This window comes from uncultured Porphyromonas sp. (assembly GCF_938039215.1).
Taxonomy (GTDB): Bacteria; Bacteroidota; Bacteroidia; order Bacteroidales; family Porphyromonadaceae; genus Porphyromonas.
This window is the reverse complement of the sequence record NZ_CALHVI010000005.1, coordinates 38,413-51,888: the sequence shown is the minus strand read 5'-3', so window position 1 is coordinate 51,888 and position 13,476 is coordinate 38,413. Positions and strand designations below refer to the sequence as shown.

Genomic DNA, 13,476 nt, shown 5'->3' with positions numbered 1-13,476 from the left:
GACGAGCTAGGAGCTAAGCTATCGATCGGAGCGAGACGATCTCGGGAAGTTCGCAGAGTGAGGGAGCACAGCCCGTGCCTCCTAGCGGAGGCTCGTCTGTCTGGCTAGCTCCACGGGAGAGGAGTCCGTGCCCCTTGGGAGCGATTTCCCCGCCCGCTTGCTGGGGGCTCATGTCTGAATTATTCCCTATCTTCGTAAGTCAATAGATAGTGGTATAATCCTTTATATATTAGATCGAGATGCAAACAGTAGTTAGCGGTATTCGCCCCACAGGCAACCTTCACCTAGGAAATTACTTCGGTGCCGTACGTGCCTTCATCCAGATGCAAGAGGAGTACAAGTGCTTCTTCTTCATCGCTGACTGGCATTCGCTCACTACACATCCCCATCCCGACGATATCATCCGCAGTACCAACACGATCCTAGCAGAGTATCTGGCCTGCGGTATCGACCCAGAGAAGGCCACGATCTATGTACAGAGTGATGTACGTGAGGTGCTCGAGCTCTACCTCTACCTCAACATGAACGCCTATCTGGGCGAACTAGAGCGTACGACCTCCTTCAAGGACAAGGCTCGCCAGCAACCCGACAACGTCAACGCTGGTCTGCTGACCTATCCCTCTCTCATGGCTGCAGACATCCTCATGCACAAGGGCGACAAGGTACCCGTGGGCAAGGACCAAGAGCAGAATATGGAGATGGCACGTAAGTTCGCCCGTCGCTTCAACACGATCTACGGTGTGGACTTCTTCACCGAACCTCAGTCCTTCTCCCTCGGGGAGCGTGCACTGAAGGTGCCTGGGCTCGACGGCTCAGGGAAGATGGGTAAGAGCGAAGGCAATGCGATCTACCTCATCGACGACGAGAAGACCATCAGCAAGAAGGTCATGCGTGCCGTCACCGACGCAGGTCCTACGGAGCCCAACAGCGAGAAGCCCGAGCCCATCCAGAATCTCTTCACGCTCATGGAGATCGTCTCTGCCCCAGAGGTCTATCAGCACTTCGACGGGCTCTACAACGACTGCGCTATCCGCTACGGCGACATGAAGAAGCAGCTCGCCGCAGATATCAATGCCTTCTGCGCCCCTATCCGTGAGCGTATCCTCGACATCCGTGAGGACAAGGAGCTCCTCTCCCGTGTGGCTCGTATCGGTGCCGAGAAGGCCCGTGAATCCGCTGCCAAGACCATAGAAGAGATCCGCCACATCATCGGCTTCCGCCCCCGCTAAATCAGACTCATAAATAATAAGATCCTATACAGATGGAACTAATCGGAAAGATCGTCCAAGTGCTCCCCCTTCAAGAAGGAGTCTCCAAGGCCGGTAACCCCTGGAAAAAGCAGGAATACATCCTCGAAACCCTCGGCACGCAGTACCCCCGCAAGGTCTGCTTCAACCTCTTCGGAGACAATGTCGACAAGTTCCCCATGCAGGTGGGGCAAGACGTGACCGTCTCGATCGACATCGAGAGTCGTGAGTTCAACGGACGCTGGTACACGGATGTCCGTGCTTGGAATGTCCTCAACGGTGTCCAGCTCCCTGGTGCTCCCGTAGCGGCTCCTGCTCCTGCCCCAGGCTTCGGAGCGCCCGTAGCAGCACAGCCCGTCGCTGCTGCTCCTGCACCCGCAGCGACAGTCCCCACGGCGGCCGACGACCTCCCCTTCTAGCCGAAGCGTAGCTCGAGCTACCCTCGGTCAAGTATGACCCATTAGACTACATACAGCAGAGTGAAAGCGTAGTCTAATGGGTCTTCTTTGAGTGTACCCTCGAAGATCTGACTCTATCTCCCCTAGGCCCTCTATCCCCCACGCTCGCTGATGCACCTGATGCTCCTAGCCGTAGGCAAGACCGACAGCCGTCATATCGAAGAGCTCACCAAGCTCTATGCCGACCGCCTACGCCACTACCTCCCCTTCACCCTCCAGATCATCCCCGACATACGACGCTCCAGCAAACTCTCCCCCGAGCTCCAGAAGCAGGCCGAGGGAGCGGAGATCCTTCGTCTCGTGGCACCTACGGATCGTCTGGTACTCTTCGACGAGCGGGGACGGGAGTTCTCTAGCACGGCCTTCGCCTCCTACATCGAGCGGGTGATGGTCTCGGGGGAGCGTAGGATGATCTTCGTCATCGGTGGGCCTTACGGCTTCTCCGATGAGGTCTATGCACGAGCCAATGACCGAGTCTCCCTGAGTCAGATGACCTTCTCCCACCAGATGGTGCGCCTCTTCGCCGTGGAGCAGCTCTACCGAGCGCAGACGATCCTCCGTGGCGAGCCTTATCACCATGAGTAAGGCTCTCTATTAGCCCCTGATACTGACTACTTCGACCCCGACACACCATGCAGCTATGGGACCGACTTAGGAGTATGATCCGCTCCTTAGGCCAAGGCTTCTACTACTGGATCTTCGTCTTGGCCCTCCTCCTGCCGAACATCATCCTCTCGATCGTGATGCAGCAGCCGACCATCGGCCGTGTGCTCAACATCCTCTTGATGCTCCCCCTCTATATGCTTCTCCTCTTGATCGCTAAGCGACCAGGACGCATCTACTGGGGACTGGGCGTGCTCGTCCTCCTGCATGCCTTCCAGCTGGTACTGCTGACGATCTTCAGTGGCTCGGTAGTCGCCGTGGACATGATCCTCAATCTCTTCACCTCAGAGCCCGACGAAGCTGGAGAGCTACTCTCCAACATCCTCTGGCCCATCATCGGTGTCGGCGGGCTCTACCTCCTGACCTTCGTCCTAGCCTGGCTCTCGGCTCGTGACCGCAGAAGCCTCACCCCTCGCTTCCGCCGACGTACAGGACTCATCGCCCTCCTCTGCCTCCTCATCGCCCTACCTACCTACATCGGGGCTAAGAGACGCTTCCCCTATCTACACCTGCGGGCAGAGGTCTATCCCATGAGCGTCTTCTACAATATGTATCTGGCGACGAAGAAGCTTCATCAAGTCCTCCACTACGACCAGACGAGCGAAGACTTCACCTTCCGTGCCCAGTCGGAGCGCCCAGCAGAGGAGCGTGAGGTCTACGTCCTCATCCTCGGCGAGACCTCCCGTGCCCATAGCTGGAGCCTCTACGGCTATCCTCGCCCCACGACCCCTCGGCTCGACAGTCTGGACAAGAGCAGTCTCATTGCCTTCTCAGACGTGCTCACCCAGTCCAATACGACCTACAAGAGCATCCCCATCATCCTCTCCCATGTCAGCGCTTCTACCCCAGACGAACTGCCACGGGTGAAGGGCATCCTCGCTGCCTTCCGTGAAGCAGGCTTCTACACCGCCTACATCACCAACCAGCCAGGGAACCACAGCTATGTGGATTTCTTCGCCATGCAGGGCGACGAGCATCACCCCATACGCAAGGAGCTCCGCAAGACCAAGCGCCGACTCTACGACTCCGATATGCTGCCCTATCTGGGTCGCCTGCTCGCCAGTGATCACCCTAAGCTCTTCGTCGTACTCCACACCTACGGCAGCCACTTCAGCTATCGTGATCGCTACCCCGAGGAAGAGAACTTCTTCCCCATCAACCAGCGCTATTCGGGCTCGAAGGCCGACAGCCTCATGCTCCGCAATGCTTATGACAATGCGATCCGACAGACGGATAAGTTCGTCGCCTCGGTGATCCAAATGCTGGACTCTGGCGACCGAGCAGCATCTATGCTCTATATCTCCGACCACGGCGAAGATGTCTTCGACGATGATCGGGAGCGCTTCTTGCACTCATCGCCCGATGTCTCCTACTACCAGCTACACATCCCCCTCCTCCTATGGAGCTCAGACCGCTGGAGAGAGGCTCACCCCCAGCTCTTCGCCTCGGCACGAGCCAACGAGCGAGAAGCCATCTCCTCCAATGCCGTCTTCCATACCCTGCTGGAGCTAGCAGGCATCCGTACACCCTACCGAGACGATCAGCATTCGCTCGTCAGCTCTAAGTTCCGTGGGGGGACACGCTTCTACCTCAATGACCGCTACGAGTGCGTGCCCATCGAGGATCTAGACCTGCATGAGGAGGACCTACGGCTCTTCAAGGAGAAGGGACTGAAGATCACTCCCCGCCCCTGCCGCTAGCGCTGAGGAAGTAGGACTCCCTGATTATGAGTCAGGTGCTCTATAGCACCTCCAAAGAATAAGCACCGAGCAATGTATCGCTGAATACATTGCTCGGAGCTTATTTATATAGGTGTACTTCTTAGCCTGCTCTAGCCATTGTCTCGGAGACACTCCAGAGCGGACTACATCTCGGCACTTATCTCGCTACATTATATTACTCTTCGGAGGTAAAAAGAAAGAAAAAGAAAAGCCTTCTTTTCATCCCAAGTGAAGTGTAAATGTTATTTTATATAAATTTTTAAGAGATAGGCACTTAGCCCCTCCTTTGAGTGAAAGAAATACCTACCTTTATACACCCCTTTATCACTAACTAAATACAAACCTATGAAACGAATGAAGACTGTCAGTAGTCTACTCCTCCTAGGGAGTTTGCTACCTGGATTCGCCTCTACTGAGGCCAGCGCTTCGGAAGCACAGGCTCCTCGAGTCGAGGCACAAGCTCAGCAGACGAGTGCCCTCACAGGGACCGTCAAGGACTCCAAGGGCGAACCCATCATCGGGGCCTCGGTCCTCGTCAAGGGCGTAGGCAAGGGCGTACTTACCGATCCTAAGGGTCACTTCTCCCTCAAAGGCATTAAGCTAGGATCCGAAGTCACCATCTCCTGCGTCGGCTATAAAAGCCAAACTCTTCGCTGGACAGGCGCTGCCCTCGAAGTAGTACTAGAGGACACAGCTACCCAGCTCAGTGGTGTCGTCGTCACCGCCCTAGGGATACGCCGCGAACGTAAAGCCTTAGGCTATGCCATGCAAGAAGTCAAGGGCGATCAGCTCATGGCTGTACGCGAACCCAACATCACCAACGCTCTCTCCGGTAAGGTCTCCGGGATCCAGATCATCAAGGGATCCAGCGGCCCCGGCTCCTCCTCCAAGATCGTCCTCCGTGGGAGTAGCTCGCTCTCAGGGAGCAACCAGCCTCTGATCGTCGTCGACGGTGTCCCCTTGGACAACACCACCGGTACTACCAACAACGACTTCTGGAACCCCTCATCCGATATGGGTAACGGTCTCTCCGACATCAATGCCGACGATATCGAGAGCATGACCGTGCTCAAGGGTGCTTCTGCTGCTGCCCTCTACGGCTCACGTGCCGGTAATGGTGTCATCCAGATCATCACCAAGAGCGGGCGCAAGAACAAGGGCCTCGGTGTCACCTTCTCCTCCTCGGTAGGTATCGAACGTCTCTTCATGAGCCCCAAGCTCCAGAGCGAATTCGGTCAAGGTACCGAAGGGGCCTACAAGGACAATGTCTCCACCAGCTGGGGTCCCCGCATCGAAGGACAAGAGTACACGAAGTGGGACGGCACGAAGGCTCGCATGCAGGCCTTTGACAATGTCGCCAACTACTTCCGCTCAGGGGTAGACCTCACCGAGAACCTCGCCTTCTCTCAGATGTACGATCGCACCTCGATCTATTCGTCCGTGACGCGCACCGACAATCAGAGCCACATCCCAGGCTCTTCGCTCGGGCGTACGAACATGACGCTGCGTGCTACGACCAAGTTCGGCCCCAGTGATCGCTGGAGCACCGACACCAAGGTGCAGTACATCCGCTCCTTCGTGCAGAACCGTCCTCTCAATGGGCGCAATGCTTCGAATGCCTTCTATACCATGTATTCCCTACCCCGTAGTATGGATATCCGAGACTTCTCAGACGCTCGTACCCCTCAGGGTGCCATGCGCTGGTATGGTGTCGGTAGCCAAGTGAACCCCTACTGGGCAAGTAAGTATAACCTCAACAACGATACCCGTGACCGATTCCTACTCAGTGCTGCTCTGAAGTACAAGATCACCGACTGGCTCAATGCCGAGCTCCGCTTTGGCTCTGACCAGTACTCCACCCGCATCGAGCGTAAGACCTACTCGGGCTCTCCTATCGTAGGCGGTGGAGGTAAGTACGAGACGGAGCAGATCAAGTTCTACGAGAATAACTACAGCTTCCTCGTATCAGCGCACAAGGATAACCTCTTCGGTAAGCTCGGAGCATCTGCCTCTATCGGGGGTAACCTCATGGAGCGCAAACACCATGGCCTCAAAGCTAGTGTCGGTCAGCTCATCATCCCTGACCTCTTCTCCTTGACCAATGGGATCAATAAGCCCGACAACGTAGAGACCTTCAGTCACAAGAAGATCAACTCCCTCTACGGGACGATGCAGCTCAACTGGGATGGCTACTTCTTCGTCGATGGGACGCTGCGCAATGACTGGTCTTCCTCACTAGCTAAGGCCAACCGCTCCTTCCTCTATCCTTCGCTGAGCTCTTCGCTCGTCATCACCGACCTCCTACGCAAGCAGGACATCGAGCTCCCCGAGTGGATCTCCTTCGCCAAGGTCAGAGCTTCGATCGCACAGGTAGGTAATGACCTCGAGCCCTATCAGCTCTACAGTACCTACAAGATCGAGAAGGATCCCAACGGTGGGACGATGGCCAATGTCGATAACACCCTCTACAGCGACAAGGTCCGCAGCGAGCTCATCAAGTCTCGTGAAGTGGGCTTGGAGCTCCGACTCTTCGACAACCGTCTGGGCTTCGACTTCGCTTGGTATCGTAGCAATGCGACGAACCAGCTCATCCGCCTGCCTATGGACCCTGCCAGCGGCTACGATGCGAAGATCATCAACGCTGGGGACATCCAGAACGAGGGCTTCGAACTCATGATCAACGCTGACATCCTCCGCAGTGAAGCCTTCAAGTGGAACGCTCAGCTCAACCTCTCCCACAACGAGAACCGCATCATCAAGCTCTACCAAGGCAACGGACAGGATTCGCCCGTCACAGAGTACGACCTCGGTACCTATGACAACTTCCAGATCCTAGCTCGCGAAGGTGGTAAGTACGGGGAAATCTGGGGCTCGACCTTCAAGCGTGTCGAAGATCCCTCAAGCCCCCTCTACGGTAAGATCATCACCGATGCCGACGGTCTGCCTATAGCTGGCGAAAGGAAGAAGCTCGGTGATCAGCAGCCCGACCTACTAGCAGGGCTTACCAACACCTTCTCCTTCGCAGGCTTTGACCTGAGCTTCCTCATCGATGCTCGCATTGGCGGTAAGATGTTCTCTGGGACGAACCACGCCCTCCAAGCCAACGGTTCGTCTGCCAACACGGCGGTCAACGGGCGTAAGAAGTTCGTCGTCGATGGTGCCATCGAGAAGAACGTAGGTGGGAAGAAAGTCTATGAGAAGAACACGACCGAAGTCACTCCTGAGGACTACTGGGGTGCTATCTCTGGGCGTAGCGGTAACCTCGGGATCAACGAAGCCAATATCTTCGATGCTACCAACGTCCGTCTGCGCAACATCGCTCTCAGCTACACGCTCCCACAGAGCCTGCTGAAGAAGACCCCTATCACCAGAGCTAAGCTAGGCTTCTCCTGCAACAATGTCTGGATGATCAAGAGCTACATGAACGGTGTAGACCCTGAGTCCGTCTTCGCTACTGGATCGAACGCTACTGGGTATGAATTCGCTTCATCTCCTACGACTCGCTCCTTCCTCTTCAACATCACGCTTGGCTTCTAGCCGCCCTTATACGCATATAGATCATGAATAAGAAGAATATGCTCCTGGCGGGTCTAGCCTCTTGTGCTATGCTCAGCCTATCTACCTCCTGCCGAGACTTCGATGATGTCAACAACAACCCCGTGGCAGCCGATAGAGAGCAAGTCCTACCCGAATACCTCATCAACCGTGGGATCATGGCTGCTCAGCTCAATCCTCACGTGGCTGAGCGTGCCTTCGTCCTCTACTGGAAGACAGGGGGACACCAGCATCGCTCTGGTGGTCTCTCCCTCGGGGGATACAATGATGGCTGGAGCTGCGACTACTACAGCCGCGCGGCTACCCAAGGGCTCAAGCCTCTCTATGAAGCTATCCGCCTAGCAGAAGAGCGCATCAAGGATGGCTCTGCTCGCCCCTTCGAGAGCACCATCCTCTCAGCAGCTCGTATCTGGCGTGCCTACCAGCTCTCTGAGATCTGCGATATGTTTGGTGTCGTAGCTATCGATGGCTATCTGGGGAACAATCCTACCTATGTAGGAGCTAAGGAGGCCTACACCTTCATGCTCAAGGAGCTGAAGGAAGCCTCCGAGACGCTCAAGACTTCTCCTTCGCCCAAGCCTTCGGATCAGTCTCAAGTCACCTCTCTAGACTATGCCTACAGCTACAATGCAGCTAAGTGGCGCGCCTTCGCTAACTCGCTCCGTATGCGTCTAGCTATGCGCCTCTCTGAGGTAGACCCAGATATTGCTAAGTCGAACTTCGAGGAAGCAGCTGCCGCTGGTGGTATCCTCCAGGCTAGTGATCGCCTTGAGATCCAAGAAAAGGACGGCTGGGATGACCTCACAGGTGTCATGAGCCGTCAGTGGAATCATCAGATGATCTCTCCGACGTACAACAACCTCGTGCTCGGTCTCGGGGGTGTCACTTCAGAGAAGCAGCTCCCCGAAGAGCGCTACAAGAAGCACATCAAGGCTGCTAACTACCTCGGTATTCGCTACCAGTCCCACTTCCCTCTGACCACGACAGACCCCTCTCGAGGCTTCTACTTCGATGGGCTTCCTAACACGATCGACCCTCGTGCCTACAAGACCTTCATCATCACGGGCGATACGCTCAACTCTGAATTCTGCTTCTACCCATCTTGGGCACCTGATGCAGCTAAGAAGACAGAGTATAGCCTCAAGAAGGTCGGCGAAAGTGATCAGGAGCTCGAGAAGATCGATACTCGATTCACTTGGAACACTTGGGTCAGTGGCTCCTGGGGTACGCTCAGTGCTATCAATGACCTGCTGCAGGTCGGTACCATGCCTCGCCTAGCGAACAAGTACCGCAACAGCAAGAGCAAGCGTATCTTCTTCGCAGAATGGGAGACGTACTTCCTCCTAGCCGAAGCTTCCATCCGTGGCTGGCATGTCCCTATGTCCGCTAAGAATGCCTACGAGGCTGGTGTGAAGGCAAGCTTCGCCTACCACGGTGCAGGCTTCGTCAGCGAATACCTAGCGTCTACCGACTACAACCGTGTAGGTACCTCCGTCGCTTGGGATCATACCGCAGAGCCCAATGCTACGGTGGAGATGACGTACACCGACGGCTATACGAAGGCAAAGGGTAACTATACCTACCGCTACCCAGAGATGAAGAGCCGTCTCTATACCAAGGCTATGAATGACCATCTAACGAAGATCATCACGCAGAAGTTCATCGCCAATACTCCTTGGCTACCACTGGAGACTTGGAATGACTTCCGTCGCCTTGGCCTCCCCTTCTTCGAAACACCTGCTGTAGAGAAGCCTCTGGACAATATGCCTCAGCTCTCCTCGAGCAACTTCGAGACGGTCTCCATTGACTTCTTCCCTCAGCGCATCCCTCTGCCTAGCAATATCGCTAGTGGCAACAAGCAGGGACACGAGACTGCTGTCAAGGCTCTCGGTGGCGAGGATAAGGTCTTCACCCCCATCTACTGGGCTAAGAAGAAGTAATCGCTCTTCTCCCATCCCTAGTAGTTAGGACAAAGAGAAGCCCCCCTGAAGCTACGTGCTTCAGGGGGCTTCTTTCCTTATATAGCATCCTCAGCGAGTATCTCTTCTCTAGGGGAGCAGGAGCGAACTATCCCCGTAGCTTAGGAAGCGGAAATCATGCGTGAGGGCATAGTCATAGACACGATGCCAGTCCTCACCGATCAGTGCCGCGATGAGCAGAAGGAGCGTGCTGTGAGGCTGGTGGAAGTTCGTCACCATCCCTCGGATGATCCGGTAGGTATAGCTGGGTGCGATGATGATGCTCGTGGGGAAGACCAGTGTCTCCTCGCCATGTCTCTCGAGGTAGCTAAGGAGTGCACCGAGCGCTGCATCTGCCGTCAGCTCTTCCTTAGGCTCGTCACCATAGGGCTGCCACTGCTCCACATGAAGCTCCGCCATCGGAGTCTCGGGATAATGATGGAGGTAGACACCTAGATGATAGAGGCTCTCCAGCGTACGCACCGAGGTTGTGCCTACAGCGATGATATGCCCGAGGTTTCTTCGGAGCTCCTCGATGGTCTGACGACTAAGGCTGATGAGCTCTGCGTGCATCTCATGCTCCCCGATCTGCTCGGCCTTCACGGGACGGAAAGTCCCCGCCCCTACGTGTAGTGTCACATCTAGTACAGGTACGCCCCTTTGGCGAAGCTCTTCGAAGACCTCGGGAGTGAAGTGCAAGCCTGCCGTAGGAGCAGCTACCGAACCAGCATGCTGGGCATAGACCGTCTGATAGGTCTCTAGGTCCTTCGCCTCCGTCTCACGACCAAGGTAAGGAGGGATGGGAAGGATGCCCATGAGCTCCAGCAGTTCTCCGAAGGTATAGCGATCGTTATCCCAGGAGAAGCGCACTTCTGCCTCGCCCGTACGCTCAGCAGTGAGGAGCACTTCGCCTAGCTCATCGCTCTGGATAAGACGTGTTACACGGGAGCCGACCTTGAAGCGCTTAGCATTCCCCACAAGGCAATGCCATGAGCAGGCGTGACGCTCTGTGAGAGCTAGCTCATAGGAGGTAGGACTTGCTGGGTCAAGGCAGAAGATCTCGATACGAGCACCTGACTCCTTCTGGAAGAGGAGACGTGCACGGATGACCTTCGAATTGTTGCGCACCAGCACCGTCCCCTCGGGCAAGAGGCTGGGTAGATCACGAAAGGTAAACTCTTCGATCTCCCCCGAGCTATAGCGAAGGAGCTTAGAGCTACTTCTATCGGCAAGGGGGTACTTAGCTATGCGCTCATCTGGCAGGGGATAGTCGTAGTCGGCTATCTGAATATCTTGGGGTCGGATCTTCTTCTCGTTCATGCTTCTAAGGGGCTCATTAGAGTGGCACAAAAGTACACAAAAGAGAGGGGATGCTCCCCAGAGAGTGAGGGAGCCATACACTTACTCAGTCAAATGAAGTAGTAACTACTCTCATCTCTTACCCAAAAACATCAGAGCCCAAGCGAGTAGATCGCTTGGGCTCTGATAGAAGCTAATATACTTAAGAAAGGGCCTACGTTATTCTACGCTGAGATACCCCAACTCAAGTATAAAACGATAGAGGCTACGAGGAGATAAAAAGGCAAGGTAGAAGGAGAGTTCATTGCCTTAATAGTATTACACAGCTGAACAAATCGATCTCCTAGATCACCAACCTTGTACAGAAGGTCAATGTATTCCTCCGTCTCCTTTGAAAGGCTTTTAAGAAACTTATTCTGAACGCCGATGGTGATTCGCTCTAAGCCCAAGTAATAGCAGTCTAATAAGTATAGCAATATCACTGGTATTAAACAAAGCAGAGGATTAGGGAGCTGAATCTGCTTATCTACCAATAGTACTAACATGGCTGTAACAAGGGTGACAGTCCAAGTCTTACAGCTTGCACTATTTCCTGCCATACGGTTGAGGATCCCCTGGAGCATGGATATATACCCCTGTACTGCAGGGCTATCTAAGCGAGATAGTTTATTACTCATTTCTACTTAAGGGTTTAATGCATATAAGCGGTCTAAGTGCTTGTGAGGAGGGCTCACCTTAAATGAACGTGCAGCCCATTTCATCAAACTATCTGAGTCTATCTTCGTAAGATGGGCCACAGGTGCTTCATATGCGATCATAAAACCAAGACTCCTTCTTTCCGCAAGCTCTGACACTGGGCGCTTCCCTTCCTTTGGTCGTCTCCTTATTGTCCTAGCTATCTCGAGTTCTGACTGGATCCAATTAGATTGAGTCTTCCCATCACCATGTATGGAATTCGATGTATTCAAGAAGAACAGACACTCCGTCACGTCTATCATTTCCCTGATAGCACCATTCAGCATTGTATGGACATGGCTACGTATCGTATCCTCCAAAGCTTTATGTTCCTGTGGATCGTTAGCTTGTACAGCCCCTTTTAATAGCTGTTCTGAAAGCTTGTCGAAGTATCCCCAAGCACAAGAATCAACAAAGGGAACCAGTCTAAAGGTCTCATACAACCATCCAGCTAAAGCTAGAGCAAGTTTTTCATCTTGGTGAGAGTGTGATATAAACACATCAGCCTTGATTCTAGGAAACCAGTATTCTTGTAGTCTAGAACCATCAACAGAGCCGTCTTGTAAGATGAAATCAGACATCTGGAAATGATCTATAGCACGATTCATTCTGGTACGATTCGAACTAAAGAGATTATAGCCTCTATCTACGTACATAGAAAAACGATCGTTGAAGATACCCGCTTCTGTATCCAACGCTAATTGAAACCCTCTGTGCATACTGACTTATATGTTACTTTATGACTAGGTAAGGCAAAGTTAGCTATTTCACCCATTGAATACTAATAAGATTACACTACCAGCCTCTTCCATTTGGAGATCATACTAGCTCATTTCAGGATGTATAGGCTTCATCCCGAGCTGGGGCTAGCCAGCTTTGCTCCAGAGGGCTGGAGGCTTTTAGCTAACTTTGTGAGCAAGAGATCCAATCGAATATATAGACGAGATGAAGCAAAATCCAAACTATACATACCAAGAGGCTTCTCAGCGCCTTGATGCGATCGTCCGACGCATTGAGCAGGAGAGCCCCGATGTCGATGAACTTACAGGCCTCGTAGAGGAGGCGGTACAGCTCACGAAGTTCTGCCGAGAGAAGCTCACCAAAGCTGATAAGCAACTCTCTAAGCTCATGGCACAGCTCAGCGAAGAGCCTGAGGAAGGAACGAATGAATAAAGAGCGCTACGCCATCATCGTCGCTGGAGGTCGAGGCCTGCGCATGGGTGGGGAGCTGCCGAAGCAATTCCTTTCCCTCAGCGGGAAGCCCGTCCTCATGCGCACCCTAGAGCTCTTCGAGGGGGAGGTCAGTCGTATCATCTTGGTACTGCCCGAGGATCATATCCCCTTCTGGCAAGAGCTCTGCGAGCAATATCACTTCACCCTATCCCACACCGTAGCCCTCGGGGGAGAAACTCGCTTCCACTCCGTACGCTCGGGGCTTAGCCACCTGCCACAGGAGGGGCTAGTAGCCGTACATGATGGGGTACGTCCCTTAGTCAGTAGTGCACTCATCCGTCGCTCCTTCGAAGAGGCTGAGCGAAGTGGTGCTGCCCTACCCGCCTGCCCCGTAACAGATAGCCTAAGACTTCGCCAAGATGAGGGGAAGAGCGAAGCTGTCGATCGCTCCCGCTATGTGGCAGTACAGACCCCACAGACCTTCGACCTTGGGCGACTACAGCAAGCTTACCAGCAGGATTACTCTCCCCTCTTCACGGACGATGCTTCGGTCTACGAAGCTGCCTCACTTGGCTCCATCACCCTCATTGATGGCGAGGAGACAAACATCAAGCTCACGACCCCTCGTGATCTGCTCCTAGCCGAACTACTCCTTCGTGAGAAGTAG

General features: G+C 54.1%; 11 protein-coding genes. 8 read left to right on the top strand and 3 right to left on the bottom strand.

Annotated elements, in window-relative coordinates; translation table 11 throughout:
- Window positions 1-13 precede the first annotated feature (13 nt).
- A complete protein-coding gene (locus Q0336_RS00765) occupies window positions 14-172 on the bottom strand; it encodes a hypothetical protein (RefSeq protein WP_298524346.1) in 159 nt (52 codons plus the stop codon).
- A gap of 67 nt (window positions 173-239) precedes the next feature.
- Here Q0336_RS00765 and trpS point away from each other — a divergent pair, with 67 nt between their 5' ends.
- From trpS to Q0336_RS00735, 6 genes are all read left to right on the top strand, one after another.
- Window positions 240-1,229 (top strand): tryptophan--tRNA ligase, encoded by a 990-nt coding sequence (gene trpS / locus Q0336_RS00760; RefSeq protein WP_298524343.1) that lies wholly within the window; start codon window positions 240-242, stop codon window positions 1,227-1,229.
- A gap of 32 nt (window positions 1,230-1,261) precedes the next feature.
- Entirely contained in the window at window positions 1,262-1,666 is a 405-nt protein-coding gene (locus Q0336_RS00755; RefSeq protein WP_298524340.1) for a DUF3127 domain-containing protein, read from the top strand.
- 150 nt (window positions 1,667-1,816) lie between these two features.
- Complete coding sequence (gene rlmH, locus Q0336_RS00750) at window positions 1,817-2,290, top strand: 23S rRNA (pseudouridine(1915)-N(3))-methyltransferase RlmH (RefSeq protein ID WP_298524337.1); 474 nt, start codon at window positions 1,817-1,819, stop codon at window positions 2,288-2,290.
- Between the two features lie 74 nt (window positions 2,291-2,364).
- On the top strand, window positions 2,365-4,068 hold the full coding sequence (locus tag Q0336_RS00745; RefSeq protein ID WP_298524334.1) for a phosphoethanolamine transferase: 1,704 nt from the start codon (window positions 2,365-2,367) through the stop codon (window positions 4,066-4,068).
- A 366-nt stretch (window positions 4,069-4,434) separates the two neighbouring features.
- On the top strand, window positions 4,435-7,626 hold the full coding sequence (locus tag Q0336_RS00740; protein WP_298524332.1) for a SusC/RagA family TonB-linked outer membrane protein: 3,192 nt from the start codon (window positions 4,435-4,437) through the stop codon (window positions 7,624-7,626).
- 23 nt (window positions 7,627-7,649) lie between these two features.
- Window positions 7,650-9,584 (top strand): SusD/RagB family nutrient-binding outer membrane lipoprotein, encoded by a 1,935-nt coding sequence (locus tag Q0336_RS00735; protein ID WP_298524329.1) that lies wholly within the window; start codon window positions 7,650-7,652, stop codon window positions 9,582-9,584.
- A 108-nt stretch (window positions 9,585-9,692) separates the two neighbouring features.
- Here the strand turns inward: Q0336_RS00735 and Q0336_RS00730 are convergent, their stop codons facing one another.
- Both Q0336_RS00730 and Q0336_RS00725 read right to left on the bottom strand, forming a co-directional pair.
- The gene (locus tag Q0336_RS00730) at window positions 9,693-10,922 is read right to left on the bottom strand and encodes an S-adenosylmethionine:tRNA ribosyltransferase-isomerase (protein ID WP_298524327.1); all 1,230 of its coding nucleotides are present in this window, start codon (window positions 10,920-10,922) and stop codon (window positions 9,693-9,695) included.
- A 662-nt stretch (window positions 10,923-11,584) separates the two neighbouring features.
- A complete protein-coding gene (locus Q0336_RS00725) occupies window positions 11,585-12,217 on the bottom strand; it encodes a hypothetical protein (protein ID WP_298524322.1) in 633 nt (210 codons plus the stop codon).
- 364 nt (window positions 12,218-12,581) lie between these two features.
- Here Q0336_RS00725 and xseB point away from each other — a divergent pair, with 364 nt between their 5' ends.
- Both xseB and Q0336_RS00715 read left to right on the top strand, forming a co-directional pair.
- A complete protein-coding gene (gene xseB / locus Q0336_RS00720) occupies window positions 12,582-12,809 on the top strand; it encodes an exodeoxyribonuclease VII small subunit (RefSeq protein WP_296955880.1) in 228 nt (75 codons plus the stop codon).
- Complete coding sequence (locus Q0336_RS00715; RefSeq protein ID WP_298524319.1) at window positions 12,802-13,476, top strand: 2-C-methyl-D-erythritol 4-phosphate cytidylyltransferase; 675 nt, start codon at window positions 12,802-12,804, stop codon at window positions 13,474-13,476. Before xseB ends, Q0336_RS00715 begins: the two co-directional genes overlap by 8 nt.